The 19,374-nt window shown below is 60.9% G+C and carries 11 protein-coding genes; 4 read left to right on the forward strand and 7 right to left on the reverse strand.

The window, feature by feature from the left end:
* Positions 1-96 precede the first annotated feature (96 nt).
* The gene (locus tag ACQY7R_RS26220; protein ID WP_428308498.1) at positions 97-636 is read left to right on the forward strand and encodes a PRC-barrel domain-containing protein; all 540 of its coding nucleotides are present in this window, start codon (positions 97-99) and stop codon (positions 634-636) included.
* Between the two features lie 137 nt (positions 637-773).
* A complete protein-coding gene (locus tag ACQY7R_RS26225; protein ID WP_428308499.1) occupies positions 774-1,088 on the forward strand; it encodes a polyhydroxyalkanoic acid system family protein in 315 nt (104 codons plus the stop codon).
* Between the two features lie 195 nt (positions 1,089-1,283).
* Here the strand turns inward: ACQY7R_RS26225 and ACQY7R_RS26230 are convergent, their stop codons facing one another.
* The 7 genes from ACQY7R_RS26230 to ACQY7R_RS26260 all read right to left on the reverse strand — a co-directional run bounded on the left by ACQY7R_RS26230 (position 1,284) and on the right by ACQY7R_RS26260 (position 14,692).
* Entirely contained in the window at positions 1,284-1,865 is a 582-nt protein-coding gene (locus tag ACQY7R_RS26230; protein ID WP_428308500.1) for a hypothetical protein, read from the reverse strand.
* A 40-nt stretch (positions 1,866-1,905) separates the two neighbouring features.
* On the reverse strand, positions 1,906-2,991 hold the full coding sequence (locus ACQY7R_RS26235) for a hypothetical protein (RefSeq protein WP_428308501.1): 1,086 nt from the start codon (positions 2,989-2,991) through the stop codon (positions 1,906-1,908).
* A 1,461-nt stretch (positions 2,992-4,452) separates the two neighbouring features.
* Positions 4,453-6,090, reverse strand: a complete 1,638-nt coding sequence (locus tag ACQY7R_RS26240) for a hypothetical protein (RefSeq protein ID WP_428308502.1) — start codon at positions 6,088-6,090, stop codon at positions 4,453-4,455.
* Between the two features lie 117 nt (positions 6,091-6,207).
* Positions 6,208-6,939, reverse strand: coding sequence for a PEP-CTERM sorting domain-containing protein (locus tag ACQY7R_RS26245; protein ID WP_428308503.1), 732 nt, complete (start codon positions 6,937-6,939; stop codon positions 6,208-6,210).
* A 210-nt stretch (positions 6,940-7,149) separates the two neighbouring features.
* A complete protein-coding gene (locus ACQY7R_RS26250; protein WP_428308504.1) occupies positions 7,150-10,674 on the reverse strand; it encodes a PQQ-dependent sugar dehydrogenase in 3,525 nt (1,174 codons plus the stop codon).
* A 164-nt stretch (positions 10,675-10,838) separates the two neighbouring features.
* Complete coding sequence (locus tag ACQY7R_RS26255) at positions 10,839-11,870, reverse strand: DUF1559 domain-containing protein (RefSeq protein WP_428308505.1); 1,032 nt, start codon at positions 11,868-11,870, stop codon at positions 10,839-10,841.
* 149 nt (positions 11,871-12,019) lie between these two features.
* Positions 12,020-14,692: a PEP-CTERM sorting domain-containing protein gene (locus ACQY7R_RS26260; protein ID WP_428308506.1), complete on the reverse strand. Its 2,673-nt coding sequence runs from the start codon at positions 14,690-14,692 to the stop codon at positions 12,020-12,022.
* Between the two features lie 727 nt (positions 14,693-15,419).
* Between ACQY7R_RS26260 and ACQY7R_RS26265 the strand changes: the two genes are divergently transcribed.
* The gene (locus ACQY7R_RS26265) at positions 15,420-15,962 is read left to right on the forward strand and encodes a sigma-70 family RNA polymerase sigma factor (protein WP_428308507.1); all 543 of its coding nucleotides are present in this window, start codon (positions 15,420-15,422) and stop codon (positions 15,960-15,962) included.
* A gap of 18 nt (positions 15,963-15,980) precedes the next feature.
* Positions 15,981-18,686 (forward strand): FecR domain-containing protein, encoded by a 2,706-nt coding sequence (locus ACQY7R_RS26270; RefSeq protein WP_428308508.1) that lies wholly within the window; start codon positions 15,981-15,983, stop codon positions 18,684-18,686.
* The last annotated feature ends 688 nt before the right edge of the window (positions 18,687-19,374 follow it).

Consider the following 19,374-nt stretch of genomic DNA (forward strand, 5'->3'; position numbering starts at 1 on the left):
CTGCCGCAGAACGCGGCATGCTGTTTGCCTTAGGTTGTCGGCTTCTGATGGCCCACTGGCGGTCTCATTGCAAGTTTTTCTCAGAGGGATGGTTCGATGAAACGTTTGAGCACATTTTTCGCGTCTGGAGCTCTCCTGGCTCTAATCGTTGGCACTGCTTCCGCACAGACGGCAGCGCCGCCAGCTACCACGACGGTCAAGGTGCAGCCTGGCGCGGCTCCAATCGGGAAGCTCGATGAAAAGACTACTGGCAACACCGTGAGAGCGAGTCAGTTGATGGGCGCCGACATTGAGAATGCCCAAGGGGAAGAGGTCGGCGAGATCAGTGACATCGTCCTCGACTCGAACGGCGGCAAGGTTAGGTACGCAGCCGTGACCTACGGAGGATTGATGGGCATCGGGGACAAGCTGTTCGCAGTCCCGTGGGAAGCATTTCGCTGCGTTCAGGACCCTGACGATGCCGACGAATACAACCTCGTCTTGGACGTCACGCCAGAGAAGCTCAAAGGCGCGACCGGATTCGATCAGGAAACCTGGCCGAACTTCGCAGACCAGAGCTTCACGACTGAACTTGACACACGGTACGGCGTGAAACGCGACGTTGATGTCAACGTGAAAGTTCAACCGCGCCGCTAGTTGGGGCGACGGATTAGGTCATGATTTCTAAGACGCGGCTGTTGGCCCAAAACCAGCAGCCGCGTTTCTTTAACTGTGAGGGGGCGGCGGTCGCCACGTAGAACGAGGCGGCAGTGTGACCGTCACCGAATATCTCAATGTCCAAACCAATAACGATCAGCCTCCCACACCAACTTGGTCGAGAAGAAGCGCGTCGCCGAATTGAACAAGGGTTTGCCGGCCTGGCCCAGGGCATGACCGGCGGCATCGGCGCCTTGCTCACTCATCGAGAACGATGGGAGGGAGACTGCCTTATCTTCGATGCTGGCGCTCTCGGTCAAAAAATCGCTGGTCGAGTTGATGTCCTCGATGACTCGGTCAAAATCGAAATCGATCTACCAGCGTTTCTAGCTTCGATCAGGGAGCACATTATCGCCAAGCTCAAAGTCGGGGGGCAGAAGCTTTTAACGTAAGGAGCGCTGAGGTCGAATACTCTGCGACTGATCATCAAGTGCTGGCGTTGATTGAGTAATTGCACAGCGAATGTCTATGCTTCGGTCAACACTACCCACCGTCGTGTGACGATCCCCTTCAAGCTGGTCTTCTCATCTGCATCCCCAGGGTATACGCCCGCTGGCTGGTCGCTCGATCCAATCAGAGCCTTGAACTCAAGGTAACGAAGGGAGTCGATGATATTGATCGCCTCTGCCGACATGAATCCTCCAACTTGGAGGCAACAAGGCAGCAGCACCTACTGGTAGGATCGCCGCAGACATGTCGTTGCCGATGGCAATCGTCGTCGAGGGTTCGCCTGTCCTGATAACGCCAGTTGCATTGCCTTTAACGCACGCTATCGACATGCTTCGCGCGGACAGCGTACCGTCGAAGTCATCGGCGACGAACAACGACACGATTTCAGACGCTTCAATCTCTGCCGCAGGCCTGACTCTCCCAGCCACAACAATCTCGGCAATGCCTGAAGTTTTCAAGGTCGCGTCTAAGTTGCCATGAACGAGAATGAGCCCGCCGTCGGGAACATCGATGGGAGCGCGGACATCTCCATGTATTTCGATAAATGCCCTGCCCGAAACTTTCAGGGGCGATCGTATAGCGGAGTTCACTCGAATGACCTTGGCATAGCCGATACCCACCCTTCCCGTATGTAGATATCCGAGAGATCCGCTGAACGCATCCCTGAACGCAATATTGGCTTTGCCAAGTGCTAGTGCGAGTTGCTGCTTTTCTAACATTCCGTGACACCGGTCCATTTAGAGGTGCGAAACCGTTGCGTCATAACCCTGCCGGCGCTATCGGCTTCGGGTTCTCCTGCATCGCCTGCTTGCGAAGGCGGAGCTTGACGTTGTCGGGAAGAGTTAGAGCCGTGAATGCGTTTCCCGTTGCAGGGTCACGCTCGCCCATGTCCGTAAGCGCCTTGGCCTCCTCTTTCAGCAGCTTGTGGTAGCGAGCAACTATCGCACCCTGGGCAGCATTCACATCGGCGTCGTACTTTTGGCGAGCTTCCGCTTGCTTCTGCTGCAGCACCGCCTCGCTCGACCTAGCCTTGGCTTCAATCTCATTGATCTTGTTGTCGCGCAGACGAGCGTCATCAATTCTGGCCTTCGCCATTCCGGTCACCACCTGAGGATCGACTGAAAGTTGTGGGCCCGACGGCGTATCGACCGTCATTCCCGAAATGATGTTCGCGTCGAGGCCGGTGAACTGAGCCCAGGAGTCGATGAAGCTCTGCTTGCGGACTTGGCCGTCGAGCACTTGCTGCTCGGCGACCGCTCGCTTAGGAAAGTCCCATTCCATACCGAATTTCTGCTGCCAGCCGTGGATCGCCGCGTCGAACTGAGCCTGTGACGTGAAGGGAAACTTCGAGATCGCTTCCTGCGCCCGAATCGCCTGAGCGACGTTCCGCTCCTCGACCTTCTGTTGCTGCGCGGCGGCCAGCTTCATCCGCTGCTGCTCGACCATGGCGTTGGCCTGGGCCTCGCGAGCCTGAGCTTCGCGGTCGACCTGCCAGGCGTTCTGGTCGAGGCTTTGCTGCTGCAGGTCGAACTGCCCGGCGATCCGCTGAGCGTCGAGGCCGAGGCCGGCGTATTGCACCTGACGGTTGGCATCCTGTTGATAGTACTGCTGAGCTTGGTTCGCGTTGAATTGATACTGCCGCTGGGCAAGCGCCGACCGGTCGATTTGATTCTGCAGCGCCGACTGATCGAGCCGGTACTCGTAGTCGAGATCGAACTGCCGCGCCTGCTCGGCCTGCTGCGACAAGTATCGCTGCTGGTCCTCTCGCGCCATCGCGCCGGCGCCAATGTACTCGGCTCGCGCGCGAACCGACGCTGCAGGACGATATTCGTGGACGATAGGCATGATGTTTCCTCCGTAATGACGCAATTTGGCGCGTGGCCCTCGCGAGGCATGGTAACGATTTCGGCCGAAGAGCGGCGTCGAGAGTTAGCGGGAATTTTGGTGATGCTGCATGGAGATGTAAGGAGTCGCAATCGCGTTTAAGCGGTCTGACGCCTCGCGTGCTGCGATTTAAGTCTGGTCCGAATGACGTGTCGCATCGATGCGTTGAATCGCTACAGGCGAGGTGTGAGGCGTGCTGTCGGTGGTCGAGACTAGTCGAGGTTCTTCAGTGGCGCAGAGGGGTGGGGACGATTCCAAAAACTCAGCCGCAGGAATACTTGGGGCCCCCTCAAGCATGTGGCGGGAATTCAACTTTGCTTTCGACGCGATCGCACCGAGTTGGCCGCAGCACCGCCGGCAGATCGTTTCGGCATCCTCGACGCTGCGACCCCCTCCCCTCTCCGCCTCGGTTGCCCAACGAATAACGGCGCCGTTGACGGCTTGAGGTCGATCGAGCTGAACTACGCATCGACACCGACGGCATTTCCACTCGTCGCGATCGAACACTTGCTGCCGTAGCGACGTGCCGATGCCGCCGCGACGCACTCGCTTGTCGCGACGTCGCTGATCCCGCGCTCGGCCAGCCTCCGAGCCGTTGTAAGCCCGATGTCGGCAAGCGTCTGAGCAGAAGCGGCGCGGCGTTCCAGCAGCGTCGATGGAAACTCCACACTCCTGGCAATAGAGGCTGGCAGGATGCGTGCGTTTGGCCCTCCCTTGCGCCGCGTAGGTCAGCCGTGCGCAGCTGGGACTGCAGTACATCCGCAAGCGCTTGCCGAGTCTCTCGTAGGTGAACTTGGCGCGGCAGCGAGAGCAGTAGGCGGTGATTACCGGTGGGTGAGGATTTGGCATGAGGTTCTCCATGGGATCGTAAACTAGTCCGCGGATTCCGGCCGCGTTGAGGGGGTGGGGTGGATTCCAAAAACGTGGGGGAATCGCGGCTTGGGGCCCCCCTCGATCAGGATGGCGCGTGCTGCACCTCGCCTGCTACGAGGTCGAGGATCTGGCGGCGCGTCGCATCAGAAATGCTTGACCAGTGGTCTAGCAAGAACGCCAAATCGAGCAGGTGGGGGCCGTTTTCCGGGACGAGTGCACCGGAATCTGCAGCGCTCGGACTGTCGCTAGTTGCAGAAATCCCTGCTTTTCCCGAGCGAACTCGACTTTCGTTCGAGTCCATGAGGGAGCACTCTCGCAAGCTGTTGCATCAGCTTGCAATACATCGCTTAAGTCAGCAAGTGAGTTGGACTTAGCGATTTCTGTGGCGGCTTCTTCGCCAGTTTGCCCTTCGCAACGTTCGCGTCGTCTTGCAGCATTTTGCATCCTGCCTGCTGCACCTGGCGCTGCGTGGTTTGAGGCGTGTCGCCCCCAGCTTCGTGAGGGCTTCGACTTCAGTGCCGGAGAGCAGTTACCCGTACCAACCGATCGTTAATAACAGGGTAAGCTCGGTCGTCTTACTGAAGAGAATCGCGACTGCGTGATCAAGACTGCCGAGATCGCCATCGCAGCCAACGCATAACTCGAAGCCTCAGGAACGGTAGCCGTCAGTCCAAACGACTGGCCGGTCGAGTTGATTAAAATCGAGCGTAGCAGAATCGCATCGTCGAGGTCGACCATGCCGCTGTTATCGAGGTCGCCACTCATCCACTGGGCGACGCGGTTGAGGCCTGAAGTGTCTGATCGCCAGTGCGCGACGAAGTCGTTGACGTCGAGTTGATTGAACAAGCCGTCGTTGTTGAGATCGCCCGGCGGGACGTAAGACACCGTGCTCACGCCGATGTCGACGTAGCTGCCGATGAGGTCCTGCCCCTTGGCGAGGACGTCGAACTCGAACCAATTCGGCCGGAGTTGGTAGATGGAAGTCGGCGCCGGGGCGCCGATGGCGGCCCATTCGTTGGCAGCGCCTGTGCCGACGAAGTACGAGGGGCTAACGGCGATGTCTTCGAAGCGATCGCCGACCTGTAGCGAGCGGCGGTGATCGTTGCGATCTGAACCGCCGGCGAGATCCAGATCGAGCAGCCCGTCGTTGAGATAAAGAAAGACCCCTTCCTCCGCCGCGCGGTACTCCAGCGTGAACGCATCGGTGCGAGTTTGAAACGCGTTGGCGCCCTTGTTGAACACCTGATCGTTTCTGTTGAATGTCAACCCGTAACGTGAGTTGGCGTCGTAGCCGTTGACGACGCCCATCACGTTCGCCTGGACGTTAAGCGTCGACTGCAACTGGTCGTGCGCGTAAACGCGATAGACGCCGTCGCCTGTTGCGTTGAGGTCGGGGACTTGGCCGGAACTGAGCCAGCCCATGTTCACGCGTTTTTGATGGACGCTGAATGTGCCGTTCGAGATGTTGCCCATCACGCTGAGCGGGTCGCCGTACTCGTCCAGTTCGACGCCGTAGGCGACGGGGCTCAATCCGTGGATCGTTGGGGAATACTCGACGTAAGCCTTCTTATGTTCGTCCCACACGTGAGGATTGAAGTTGCCGTTGTCGCTCAATCGCCATGCGCTGGAATGCGGCGCTCCCGTGCGATGCCCGAGTTCGTGATCGACGACCAGCTGCCCCCAGCCAGGCCCAGGGGGCGTTTGCATCGCCAGGTTATTGCCCGGAAACGTGGCGACGCCCGACCAGCCTTGGTTGACGTCTTCCGGGGTGGCGCTGACGTCGAACAGGTTGAGTTGATAGGCCTCGGGCTCGAGCCCGAAATTGCTGCGGACATAGTTCTCGGCGATGCCCCACCAATCGTTCGGACGATGCAGTTGATTGTCCTGCGGATTGACGGCGAGCGTGATCGGCACGTCGACGATGTCGGCGTAGCGCAGATCGAGCTTGCCGCCGGACGATTCGGCGAAGAACTCGCGCGTCACCGTTTCGCTGGCGCGAATAGCGTCAATCTTCGCTTGGTTGAGCGGCGGCGCCGTGTCGGGGCGGAGAACCAGATACAAGCCGCGCTGGTTGCCGGTGGACGCGGTGATTCCTCGGCCAGGGTAGACGGCCGCCGATGCATGCTGCTGGGCGACTGACGCGATGCCAACGACGATCGCGAAGCCGTAAGTCAAGCGATGCACCATGATGATCTCTATGCGAAGAAGCAGTCGTTGCCGGACCGCGTGAATCCAATAAAAACGCCCCGCCTGCTTAGCTCCGCAGGCGGGGCGAAAGATTGGCGACATGTCGCGATTAGCGGTCTATCGCCGACGCGAGCAAGCGAGGCCGCCGACGAGTCCAGCGGCCAGCAAGCCAATCGACGCCGGCTCGGGGACTTGTGCCGCCGAGACGCTGAACGAGTCGATCGAGATCGCCGCCGCGTCACTGCTGCCACTCTGGATGCGGAAGCGGTTCAGCGCCAATCCCGGATCGTAGTTGTGCGTCGCCGAGGCGGAACTGACGCCATCGGAGACGAGCAGCGTTCCGAGTCCCGAGTCGAAGTTGTACGTGAACGTGCCGTTAACGGCTTCGTTGCCGAGGCCGGTGTAGGTTGAGGGACCGCCGCCCGCGAAGCCGTCGAGGGCCCAGCCGTTCACCGGCTGACCGCCGCCCGGATCGCCGATGAAGAGTTTTTCGCTGCCGCCGACGTAGAGCGACATGCCGGCGTAGCCGTTGATGTCGAACATTGTGCCGGCCGATTCAGCGGAGCGAAACGTGAGCGTGAGGGTTTCGCCCGCTCCGAGAGCGCGGGTGAAATCGAGAAAGCTTCCCTCGTGTTGGCCGACTGGATCGGTATCGAGCACGCCGCCGACAATCGTCTGGGAGCCAGGAGCGCTCCAGGAACCGCCGACGTCGGCGGGCTTTCCATTCACGGCCGTGCCGTTGGCTTCGCTGAAGTCGTCGGCGCCAATGACTTCTGCGGAGGTGTGCTGGCACCAACCGACGCAAGCCAGCGCGATCGAGAGGGAGAGGATGCTACTCAGGGTCTTCATTAGTCAATCTCCGATAAGAAACAGTCACGACGAGCAAGATGTTGTGCAGCGGCGAAGGGCCGGCGCTCATAAATTTCTGCAAGGATAAGGACGCAAGAGCGCCGCGAAGGCGTGCAAAGCCTCCGCTAGGTTTATTTCCGCTTCCAGACGAGGAAATGCGACGGGGAAAATGGAATATTTCTGCCTTTTTATTGTGCTGCGGAAGGTTACCTAAAAGAGGTCGTTTATTCGCCTCCAGCGCCACGGTTCCTCGTGGTTGGAAGCAAACGCATCGTCCTTTAGTTCGGTGCGATTTGCACGTGACGCGCGGCGTTCCACGCGGCCGTCGATGAAAGCGTGTTGGGGTGCGGAGGATTCGACTGGCAGTGCGAAGCGTTGATCGCGCTCCAGGTAATGGCCTTGGCTAATGTCGTCGCCTGCGAGTTCGCGCACTGTGGTTGCTGTTGGGAACGCAACGCTCGCTCGAGAAGCTTCCACGCCGGCAATCCAGACGTAGCTGCGTCCGTCGGCGACGCGTACTTCCTGCGGGCTTCGCTGATCGACCGCATCGGCTTCCGCCTCCAAGTTCGCGACGACGGTCTCGCTAATCGACGGAGCGTCCTCCGAACCCTCAGCGCTCGCTAGGAGTGCTTCGACTGCAGCGGCTGAAGCGCCGGCGCCAAAGTTCTGCTTCCACGCATTGAGATCGCTCTGGCTGCCGCCGTTGCGTTGCCACGCCAGAAAATCGGCCCCGTCGACGCGGCCGTCGGCGTTGAAATCGCCCGGCAGCGTGACCACCGGCGCGGAGGCAGCTTTGAGCGCCTGCAGCAGTCGGTAAGCGTCATCAAGGTCGACGCGCCCATCGAGATTGTTGTCGCCTGCGAGCAGCTTCGCATGCGTCGAGAGCGTGCTGGTATCGCGATTCCAACTCGCAATGAGGTTGGCGACGTCGACCGCGCGGTTGACGACGCCATCTTGGTTGGTGTCTTCAGGCCGGTAGCCCGCGACCACATAGGCGCTGCGGGTGAGCGACTGAATGCCGTTGGCGCCGACGGTCGTGAGCGTGACGTCGTAAACGCCGGGCGTCGTGTAAACATGCGTTGGGTTTTGCAGGCTGCTCGTCCCGCCGTCGCCGAACGCCCACGACCAACTGGTGACGCCGACGCCGGCCGACTCGTCGGTGAACTGCACGCTGAGCGGCCCGGTGCCGGCCAGGCGGTCGCCGGAGAAGTTGATCGGCGCCGCTCCCGTGCCGACGTACTTGATGCGCAGGATGCGCGCCCCGGCGGCCGTGGGATCTTGGAAGTTCAGGTCTGGGTAGAGATCCGTGAAGTAGAGTCCGTCCGGGCCGGCGACGATGCCGCCGATCGTTGCTTTGCCTTGGCCGACGTATTCGACGAACGTCGTCGGCCCTTCGAGCAACGCGCCGTTGGCGTCGAGCTTGAATTTGACGATCCGCTTGCCTTGCGATTGCGGGCCGGTCGCCCACGTTGGGCCCGATTCGGTTGCGAAAGCCACGTCTTGCTGCGAGGACGGAAATCCGCTGCCGCCGAACGTTTGCGGTTGGATGAAGGCGACGTCGACCGGCGCATGCGGCACGTTCCAGTTGTAAATCGCATTGGTCGTCATCGAGGCGGCGTTGCCGTTCCAACCGTAGCTCGCGCCACGATTGACTTGCGCGAAGCGGTCGTTCGAGCCGGGGCCGTTTTCGACTTCGTACAATTTGCCGTCCGCCGCCCGCCACGAGCCGCCGAACGGATTGCGGAACCCGTAAGCGTAGACGTAGTCGCGGGCCGTGATGCCGTCGGCGGCGTTGTAGAACGGGTTGTCACTCGGCGCCGTGCCGTTGAGATTGAGCCGCAGGATCTTGCCGCGCAGCGAATTCAAATTCAGCGAGGTGTTCGCGTCGAAGCCATCGCCATTGTGAACGTAGAGCTTGCCGTCGGGGCCGATGGAGACGTCGGAAATCTGGTGCGATTGGCCCTGCGTTTCGCCGACCATATCGAGAATGACCGTCTCGCCGCTGGAGCTGCGTCCCTCGTCGATGCTGTGCAGCCGCACTACCTGCGGGTGATGGTCGCCGCCCTCAATGCCGTCCGTATCGCGCACGCGCGTGATGATGACGTCGCCCGTCGCGGGATCGACGACGATGCCCGCCACGCCTTGCTCGCCCGAACCGGGAAAAGCGCCCGTCGGGTTGTAGTTCAGCAGGCCCGTGGCATAGCTGTGGATCGAGCCGTCGTTGTAAACGACTTTCACGTTGCCGTAGAGTTCGGTCACGTAGAACTTTGGATCGTTCGGATCGGGGCCAGGGTTGGTGACGAAGGCGATGTTGACCGGTAGTTCCAACCCGGAAGCGACGACTTCAATGCGGTAGCCGGGCTCGAGCGTCGCGAACCCGAGAATCGAAGAGCGAGCCAGATTCGAGAAATCGGGCGCTGTTTGATTGGCGGCGCCGTAGTAGGTCGCGCCATCGGCGGCGACCCAGAAGTATGCGGTCGCGTTGGCTGCGACGTTGATTGCTGGCAGGTAAACCGTCCGTTCGGCGCCCGATCCATCGATGAACGTCAGATCAGATTCAGCGAGCGTGAGTCCCGCCACGCCGCCGGAGACGGCGATGCGCGGATTGACGTGCAGCGCGAGCGCCGCTGGGTTCGTGACCGCATTCACGGCGCCGTTGCTGCCGGCAATCGACAGCAGGACGCCGCCTTGCGGGGATTCGAGTTGGAGTTTGGGTTTCACTCCAATTGGCGCAGGCAGCACAACGGGCCCGCCGGCGCCGTTCGTCCACGTCGGCGCGGGCGTTGTCTCCACGTCGTCGATTTCCAGCGGGAACGCCTGAGTGATCGCGCCCGTGCTGAAGGTGCGGGTCGCCCAGGGGCTCACGGAACCGGCGCTATCGCGGAAGCGGACGCGCATCACGTAGTTGGTTGAATAGTTCAGGTCGGCCTGTCCCGCGTGGATGCCGACGAAGATCCCGTCGCCCAGGTGCGTGTGAACGCGCTCGACGCCGGCGATGCCGATCGTCGTCCAAGCGAGTTCCACCGGCTGGCCGTTCGCGTCGGCCGTCCAAATTTCCCAATCGCTGTTTTGATGGGTATCGCCGTCAGGATCTGTGAAACCGATCGCCTCCATATGGACGTCGCTGGGATTGGCGATATGTCCGTCATGGGAGGGTTCCATGATCGTCGGCGCCGCCGGGGCGCCATTCGTCGTCGACGGGACGCCGACGATGTAGACGTAGTTGATGCGCGTCGCCTTGTCGGGCGCCGCTCCGCTGTCGAGCGTCAGCCGACCGTCGAGGACGTTGACCGTGACCGTCGATTGAAGGAACTGGTTGGCCGCGAGCGGAACGGCGTTGAATGCCGTCGTTCCCTCGACCCGCAGCGTATGCGTGCTGAGATTCGCCGCGTCGCCGATCGAGGCGGTAACCTGATAGCGACCGTTGGGAAGCTGAAACTCCCACTTGGCGCCCGCTTCGATGTGAATCAGCGAATCAAGACGCTGATCGGCGTTGACGCCGCGATCGCGCGATTGATCGGTGTGATCGGTCGACCATCCGTAGGACAAGCCGTTGCCGTGAGCGGCAAAGACCTGGCCCGTGTCGTCGAGAAAGCGATTGGGAAGCCCAGAGCCTGCCAAGCCAAAGTTGACGAGATAGACGTCCCCTGCAAGGAGGCAGCGCTGTTCCAAGCTTTCCAGACGAAGTCGCCGCGACGCCTCGCGCGGCGTTGCTCTCAAGGTGCTAAGCTTCATGATCGAACGCTGCGCTCTTCGTTGTTCCAGTCGGTCGTTCTCGGTGCAACTCAATCGCGTCGACGCGTCACCAACATCCTGCCGGTCCTCAATAGGACGAAGCCAGCGTTGGCTTGACGCTGGAGAAGTTCAACGGCCACGTCGGTGGCAGTTTCTTACAGTCGCTACTCGCCGACCGGCTGGCCATCGTCCCTTGAACCCCTCAGAGCGAAGGTCGTGGGGTCGGCGTCGTACGAGATCGTCACGACCGAACCATCGCAGTTGACCATTTGGCAACCAGAGGGATGGGCGCTGCCGTAGATCGTCACTGCGTCATCTGCACTAATCGCCGGCGGTGCGCCGTCCGCGGCCGGCGGGAATTTGGTCCAGCGTACGACGTCGTGATCGAACCCTTGATCCCAGCCTTGATCGTTGCCGATCCAAGCCGACGTGTCGTACTCCCCAGCGGGAATGTACTTTTCGCCTGCAAAGAACGTCTGCGACGTGCCGTCGGTAATTTCCGCCATCCGCATTTCTGCGAGGGCCAGCACCACGCCATTGCCGGCGAGGCGAGCGACTCGTCCGTCACGCTCGAAAGGAACAGAATACTCTCCGTACTCCGACGCCGACGCCATCGCGTTGGGCATGGTCCCGCCTGTCGGTTCCGGTCCCGAGTACAAGGCATACGTCGATAAACTACCCGCGTTGCCCGCGTAGTCATTGCGGCCAACGTTCGTGGGCCGATCAGCGTTGAAGTAGTCGCTGGCGTTGGTGAACGGATAAGCGTCGGCGCCGCGACGCGAAGGGCAATTAAAAATCGAGACCGCCGATTGCAGCCGTTGCTTGCTGCCGGCGCGCTGGGCGGGCGTGATCGTGTTAGGGTTGCCGTCGGCGCCGAGCTGCCACAAGGCGTTTTGCTCGGTGTACGCCAAGATGCAGAAGTACCATCCGCCTGGTTGCCGGCTGCCGAAACCGCGATCGGGGTCGCCGGCGTAACGCCAGCCCCAGCCGCCGGTCGGGAAATGTTTGTGCGTCCCTTCCAGGTTCAGCGCGGCCAGGCCCATTTGCTTCAAGCTACTTTTGCACTGGGCGCGACGGGCCGCTTCCCGCGCCGCTTGGACCGCCGGCAGTAGCAGCGCCACCAGCACGCCGATGATCGCGATGACAACCAGCAGTTCGACCAGCGTAAAGGCGCTTCGTACAGTTGAACGTTTCACAGTTCGCTCCATCCTTCTCATGGCAAAGCGCCGATAGCCGGGCGGGGTGTCCATCGAAATCAACGATTGCGATGGTTCGATGTTATGGCGGTAAAAATGGAGGCTGCCGCAAGCTTCCCCAATAGCTTGCGGCAGCCAAGCGTTCGGGCTCACGCAGCGCGAACACGACGCACGCGGCACGCGATCGCAGTCGCGCCCATCGCCGCCAACCAACAGCAGCCTGGTTCCGGAACGGCAGCCACCGCGCCGCCGGTGTAGCTGATCGTGCCGACTTTGAGTTCGCCGTTCGAGCGATAGATGAACTGCAGGTCTTGGGCTCCGGCTGCTCCGCCGCTGTACGCTTTGCCCAATCCGAGATTGGCGCCGGCGACCACCGACGATTGGCCCGTGAGGTAATACTCCGCAAGTTCCGTCGCGCTAGGGTTAGCCCCTTCTTCCCAGCCGTTGCCGGAACCGTTGCCGGCGGGGAAGCCAGCCGGATGCTGATCGGCGAGGCTCGACCAACCACCCGTGCCGGGGCCGCTGGCGCCGAAGTTGGCTTTCCAGGCCGCTAAGTCGGCGGCGCCAAGTGCGGGATACTGACGCTGCCAAGCGAGGAAGTCGGCGCCGTCGACCGCACCGCTTTGGTTGAAATCGCCGGCCAGCGTTCCGCTGTTAAGCATCCCCGCAGCGCTTTCGATCGAGTACGCGCTGATCGGAATCGGCGTGCCGGTCGTGTTGCGAATCGTGACGTTGCCGGTCGCCTTGTCGACGAGCAGATTCAGCGTCGGCGAGAAGACGAGGTTCGCATCGTCGGTGATCAGCAGATTGTCGACCTGGAACCATTCGCCGCCGCCCGCCGATTGCAGACGCAGCGACTGCCACGGCGCCGCGATCGGCGAGTTCTGGATCGTCGTCGTGTAGGTCGGCGCGTTCACGTCGGAGCCGTCGACCCAGAAACTGTACTTGTCGTCGAAGGGCGCCGTCAGATCGTTGTCGAAATCGAGTTCGACAATCAAACGATGGAACGCCGTGTTGGTGGCCGGGACGCCGACTGGTAGTGGGTTCGCCGGCAGGACTTGGCCTTGCTTGAGGTCGACGCCGTAGGCGTTGTACTGGCCAGGATCCCCGACGAAGAGCGTTTCGTTCCCGCCAGTGGGGCCAGTGAAGAAGGCGAGCCCGCCCCACTGAGCGCCGGACGTCAATTTGAAGTCGAAGGCAACGTACAGCTTGTTGTAATCGTACGGGGCAATCGGCGTGGCAAAGGCGCGGAATTTCGCATTGGCGAACTGCGTGTCGGCGACGCCGCCGGTGACGTTATCCCAGTTATCGCCGGCAGCCCAGCCCGTGCCGGAGCCTTCGGCGCTGAAGTCGTCGGAGGCGACAATCACGGCGTGAGCTTCGTTCGGTGCGGCACCCACGGCTGAGAACACCACCAGCGCCGCGGCAACGGCGGCGACTTTGCGCCGGCGGTTCGCCACGCAGGCGGCAAGGCCGGCGAGCACCAGGACGAACGTGCTCGGTTCCGGCACACTGGCGACCATCGCGGTGAAGGCGCCGGAGCCATTCACAAGGTCGTAGGCTTCAGCAAACAGATCAAAATCTTGCAGCGTGTGGCTGAAGTCGCCGTTCAAGTCGCCTTTGCGGTAAGCGGCCAGCGGCGTGAGCGTTCCGTCGACGGCCCCCTGCCCTGACTTGAACAACGTCCAGTCGGCCGCGTTGAGGTTGCCGTCGCCATTGAGGTCGCCGAACGCGGGCCCGGTTCCCGTGTAGACGACGGTGGCGCCGATGTGCTCTTGCGTGCCCCCTTGGTCGACAATTACCGTGGCGGAGAGATCTTCAAACGGAGACCGCGCCCAAATCGTCCCCAGATTCACGGCCGCGGCGCCAATCGTACCGCCGTCGCCAGGGGCGACGCTAAATGAGAACTCAGCGAGGTTCGTGGTATTGGTGGGATCGGTCGAAAGAACGGTCCACGGATCGTTTGAATCGACCGAACCATTGCCGCCGTTGCCGGGGCTGTCGTAGTGCCCCGTGACGGTGGTCCACTGACTTGGTCGAAGCGCTCCGTCATTCGAGCGGATTTCGTAGCCGACGACTTTGGTGAGCGCTGTCGGACTGTTGAGCGAGACGGCGCCAGTGGACCGGTTCACCGTCAACGTCAGCGTCGAAGCCGCCAAGCCAACGTCCGCGGCCGTCGTGCCGATCACAAGATTGTCGTAGGAGTCGGTCGTGTCGTCTTGGCTACCGAGCCGCAGCGTCCCCCACGGCCCCGTAATCGGCCCGCCGCCGACAACGGTGTAGGTTGCCGAGGGAGCGCTCAGATTGACGTTGTCGACCCAGAAGCGATAGACGTCGTCCGCGCCGGTCGTGTCGATTTCTGTGATGAGCGTGTGGGTCTTGTTGTCGATCGGTATGGGGCTGTTGACGATCTGCCCCCCCTTCAAGTCGAGTGAAAAGTAGTTGCTCGGGGCTGTGTTGCCCATGAAGAAAGTTTCGTTGCCGGCGTTGCCTTCCACGCCGGTGAAGAACGCGAGGCCGCCCCATTCGTTACCGTTGCCGGGGACCGTCTGGGCGTAGTCGACCTTGATATAAGTCTTGGCGTTCGACGCATCGAGCGGCGTGGCGAAATCACGGAAGTTGGTGGTGTGCGCGCCGCCCGTCGGCAGCGTCGTCGCGTGACCGTTCTCGAGCGCTTCCCAGACGTTGCCCGCCGCCCAGCCCGTTCCCGATGTAGCGCTGCTAAAGTCGTCGGAGACGAGGACCACGCCGTGGACTTGCGTTGCCACGCAACTGGCGGCGATGCAGAGCGAAAAGAAAGTTCGAAGCCGGTTTAGGGGCATGCTGTTCATCCTCTAAATCATGCGGATCGCGCAACCGCCGAAAAGGCCGCCGAGTTGATCGATCCTGTTGTGTTTCTAAGCAACTGTGTCGCGTCGCTGCGCGTGACGCGCATTTGCCGCGGGGCGTGCAATGCTCGTCAACCGATGACAAGCACCGGCCCGCAGTCGACGCCAACTGTGGAAAAGCCAAAAGAGTTTGTTGAGTCGAACGACTCATCCGCTTTGGCAAACCAAAGCGACTACCGAATGAATGCAACTCGTCGAGCAGGATGCGCCTACTTCGCGAGGTCGTTGAAGGCGCGGCCGCAGCCGCTCCGCCAGCGCACGAGCGACCACTCGGGCGCGACGCCTTCACTCAATCAATTGCACGAACCGACGCCTGCAGCGTCTGCCCTGCGCAGGTCGGAACTTGCTCTCGGAGACATATCCGCATCGCAGCCGGCGAACGTGACATGGAAAATTTCGAAAATGGCAAGAATCTATGATTGGATTGAGTTTTCTCGGAAAATCTGTTCGTGGCGACTTTCTGAAATTCGTGCGTGAGCCGCAACTTCTTTCCCCGGATCCGCGTCACCGCTGAAGTGCCAATTCACGCCGCGTCTAGTTGACGGCCGCATCCTTTCTGCCTCTAACTGAGGTTGGCTTGTACCCGATTTGCGCGCCGACGTGCGGCGCCACGATGGCGCCTGGCGCCCCTCTTCACTCTTGCAAGCGATCTCTTTGTCCTATGAAAGATCTACGCGAACCCCCTCCGTCGACGTTGTTCGTGCAGCTGTTCGCGAAGCACCAATCGGGGCTCCACTCGTTCATCGGATCGTTGGTGCCGACCAAGGCCGACGCCGACGACGTGCTGCAAGAAACCAGTCTCGCGCTCTGGAAGAAATGGCCCGACTACGACGTCACTCGCGACTTCTTTCGTTGGGCGTGCGGCATCGCCCACATCGAGGTCGTCCGCCATCGTCGCAAAACGGCCACCGATCGTCTTTGGTTCAATGAAGAGCTGATCGAAGTCCTCTCGTTTGAAATGATCGAAAACAGCGACCTTTTCGACATGCGGCGCGACGCTCTGGAGTCTTGCCTCAAGAAACTGCCTCAAGAAGATCGCAACGTGCTGGAGTTGCGCTACCAAAGTGGGATGAGCGTCGAAGGCGTCGCCGATTCCTTCGGCAAGACCAGCCGCACGATTCATCGGACGTTTGCTCGCATTCGCAGACTTCTCTTCCAATGCATCACCGCCAGCATCCGCAATTCCTCGGGCTTGGGCGCCTAATCGAGATTGAGAACGACCATGGCAGATTCTGCAAATGACCGCGACGATCTGGCGCTGATCGAAGGTCTCGTCGTCGACTTGCTCGAAGGCGTCATCAGCAAGCAGGACAAAGAGCGGCTGAACGAGCTGTTGCTGGCCAGCCCGCGCGGACGACAACTCTACTTGCAGTACGCGCAGCTTGAATCGGCGCTGCAATGGATCTATTCCGCTCGCAAGCAGGCGGCTACGGTCATCGACGAGACGATCCCCGGAGAAGTGCGGCCGATTGCCGACATCGCGCAGCAGCAACTGCGATTCGCCGACGACGCGAGGTTTATTCAGGTGATGACGGCCTGTGCGGCAAATGAGTCGCACTCGCAAGATTGGCTGCAACTCTTCCCCCGTATCCTCGCGATCACAAGCCTGCGCGTCGCGCCGCCTGCCGCCGCGGCGCGCGCTGTTCAAGCGATTGTCAACAAACTCCTTGCCGACTACGAGCCGGATATGAGTCCAGCGGCGTTTTGGTCCGCGACGGCCGATGCGACATGGGAAGTGCTGCAGCAGGCCGCGCCTACAGGCAGCGACGCGGACGTCCTCACGCACGATCTGCTCGACAGCGCGTTTGCGGCGCCCGAGCTCACGCCGCTGCTCGACGCGGCGTCAGTTCACGAGATTCTCGACGAGTGCATTCCGCATCTTCTCCCGGCGGATACGTTGCGAGTGTTGTGCTTACGCTACCTGCACGGTTTGTCGCCGCGCCGCATCGCCATGCATCTCAATCGTCCCATGCAGCATGTGCAACTGCATCTCAGCAAGGTGCGCATCCATTTGGTCGCACGATGTGTGAGCCGCGGTGGCGAGCAGACGGCGGCGCTTGATGCGGGCGACTTGCATCGCTGGAGCAGACTGCTCGACGCCCCCGCTAACGAAGCGAGCCGTCACCTGTGGCACGCCAATCAACAAGAGAACGAATCGATCGAGCCAACGCATCTGCTGCTACTCGCGATGGTGCACGATTACCTCGGCCGGGAGCTCTCTCCCAAGCGATTGCTCGACGAAATTCCGGCCCAGAAGAACGAAGCGTACCTACTGGCGATCGAACAATCGCTCCGCGACATCGAAGCGTTGGGAGCGACGCCCGACGCTTCGTTGAGCAGCCTGCCGCGTAAGAAAGCCGATTCGAGACGGCCGCTCGCGATCGCCGCGATCCTTGGCATTGCCGCCGGACTGCTCTTGGCGATCGGCGTCGGCGTTTGGATGAACGCCCAGCAGCCCGCTGAGAGCAAACTGCTCGCCGTTAAGGAACCGGAACCTAAACCAAAGGCGCCGCCTCAGCCCGAGGTCAACGTCGCGCCCACTCCGCCGTTGCCTCCACCCCAGCCTCCCGTCGTCGCCGTGCTCTCCGAAGCTCTCGGCGTTGCCGCTCGCGACGGAAAACAACTCGCCGTCGGCGCCGTCGTTCGGCAAGACGACGTCATTGCATTCGAGCGCGGCATCGTGCAAATCACCACGATCTCCGGCAGCACCTTGGTGCTCGAAGGCCCCGTCGACGCCACGGTCACCGCCAGCAATCGCCTCGCGTTGCGGCGCGGCAAAGTTGTCGGACTCAACAAAAGCGCCGGTGAGTCGCTCACGATCGACGCCCCCAACTCATCGATCGTCGACCTCGGCACTGAATTTGGCGTCGCGGTTAGCGCCACGAACGAGACGGACGTCGCCGTGTACGAGGGCGAAGTCCGGCTCGACCTTCCAGAAGCGGGAGCCGCGGATACGGCAAGCGCAGGCGTCCAACTGCAAGCAGGCTGGGAAGCGACGATCGAGACGTCGTCGACGACGCCCTTGCTTCCCACTCAGTTGGCGCACGACCGGCAGTTTGTTCGCGCCGATGAAGTGCAACTGCGCAAAGAAGCTCAGAGCGGCGATCGCGACGCGGCCGCAAAGGTCGCCTTCTACGAACTACTGAGAATCAAAGGCTTGCTCGCCTACCAAGGCTTCCACCGCGAATCGGTGGGGAACGAGTTCTCGATCGGATTCCGCTCCCCTGCCGTTCGCCAAACGGGCGATCCATTGTTCAAAACGAACATCAACGACTCGAACAAACGCTTCGGGGCGTCGAACTCGCTCGCAGTCGAGAAAGACGTCAGTTGTTACTTGGATCTCGACAACGGCCCACAGTCGCGAACGTTCCTCAGCGGCATTGTCGATGAGCGCGGCATGATCGGCCATCGCTCGGGCGAAGTCTGGCTCTGCTGGCGAACGAAAGCCTACGGCCCGCAAAATGCCGATTTTTCCTGGGCCGGCATGTCGCTCATGTACGGCGACAATCGTTCGGTCGACGAGCCGCTGTTTATTGGCCAGCCGGCTCCTATCGTGCACTATGGCATCCACATGCATGCGGGCATGGGAACGCCGGCAGAAATGCTACAAACGCTCGACAAAGACTCGTCCATTCCCGGCGAACAGCCGCAATTGCCAGATTTCGAGGAACACCTATGGGTGGTGCGGTTGCGCATCGACGAAGGCAAGACTGAGGCCGCCGTTTGGTGCGATCCTCAGCTTGCGGAGGTGGCGACTTCGACGCCCGATGCCGTGCAAATCATCGAACAGTTCCAATTCGATCGGCTCCGCCTGGAAGCGCAGCCTAAGGAACAAAGTGGCGGCTGGCTCTACGATGACGTCGTCCTGGCCACAAGTAGCGAGGCCATTGCCGAGGCATTGTCCTTGCTGATGTCAGTCGCAAATTAGACCAGCGCTCAAGTCAGTCGAATCGAGAAATACTTTGGTTTTCTCAAGGTGAGCGACGCTAGCGGGAAAGCGGCTGAGCCGGTTCGCGAGCTGCGGCATGAGCCTGCAGCTCGAATCTCGTCGACCAACTCATTGATTGAATGAGACTTGGCGATTTCTTCGACGCGCCGTGTGCGGAATCATTCACACTATTTCGAACCGTAGCCGGTGCTCTCGGCGTTGCGTGGCATTAGTTGTGCGCCGATCGCAGCATGCGGAATTGATGCAAACGATTGCCACTCCGAAGTCCGACATAAACCGGAGTTTTAACCCAGCGAGAGTAGCTTACGGATGCACGAATTCGCACGTTTCTTGCCTAATGTCGAATTAGCTCCCTCGATTCATTCCGTTTGCTAAATCGGTACATGAACGTGCTTTGCGTCGAGTCGGCAGGAAATGGCAATTTAAAAGGTGGTCTTTTTTTAATAAGAATATTGATAAAGAGACTTGGTAATGTATAACCACCCGCACGCTGGCAAATGTTGAGGCGTGCAGGGCGGCCGTCCGCACGCAGCGCCATCACACTGGGCCGTTCAACGCCGTGCCGCGCTTGCCTTCCGTCGTTCGCCGGATGAATCTTCGCTGCGCAGTTGCAAACACGCGCAGATTCTCTGGTCGGGCGTCCCTGTCGTGGGAGAACCGCTTGCGG

It is taken from the genome of Lacipirellula sp., assembly GCF_965279485.1.
Lineage (GTDB): Bacteria > Planctomycetota > Planctomycetia > Pirellulales > Lacipirellulaceae > Lacipirellula.

Bases quoted from the DNA above. Each gene is read 5' to 3' on its own strand.
- ACQY7R_RS26220 (WP_428308498.1), top strand. From the start codon at position 97: ATGAAACGTTTGAGCACATTTTTCGCGTCTGGAGCTCTCCTGGCTCTA.
- ACQY7R_RS26225 (WP_428308499.1), top strand. From the start codon at position 774: ATGTCCAAACCAATAACGATCAGCCTCCCACACCAACTTGGTCGAGAA.
- ACQY7R_RS26230 (WP_428308500.1), bottom strand. From the start codon at position 1,865: ATGTTAGAAAAGCAGCAACTCGCACTAGCACTTGGCAAAGCCAATATT.
- ACQY7R_RS26235 (WP_428308501.1), bottom strand. From the start codon at position 2,991: ATGCCTATCGTCCACGAATATCGTCCTGCAGCGTCGGTTCGCGCGCGA.
- ACQY7R_RS26240 (WP_428308502.1), bottom strand. From the start codon at position 6,090: ATGGTGCATCGCTTGACTTACGGCTTCGCGATCGTCGTTGGCATCGCG.
- ACQY7R_RS26245 (WP_428308503.1), bottom strand. From the start codon at position 6,939: ATGAAGACCCTGAGTAGCATCCTCTCCCTCTCGATCGCGCTGGCTTGC.
- ACQY7R_RS26250 (WP_428308504.1), bottom strand. From the start codon at position 10,674: ATGAAGCTTAGCACCTTGAGAGCAACGCCGCGCGAGGCGTCGCGGCGA.
- ACQY7R_RS26260 (WP_428308506.1), bottom strand. From the start codon at position 14,692: ATGCCCCTAAACCGGCTTCGAACTTTCTTTTCGCTCTGCATCGCCGCC.
- ACQY7R_RS26265 (WP_428308507.1), top strand. From the start codon at position 15,420: ATGAAAGATCTACGCGAACCCCCTCCGTCGACGTTGTTCGTGCAGCTG.
- ACQY7R_RS26270 (WP_428308508.1), top strand. From the start codon at position 15,981: ATGGCAGATTCTGCAAATGACCGCGACGATCTGGCGCTGATCGAAGGT.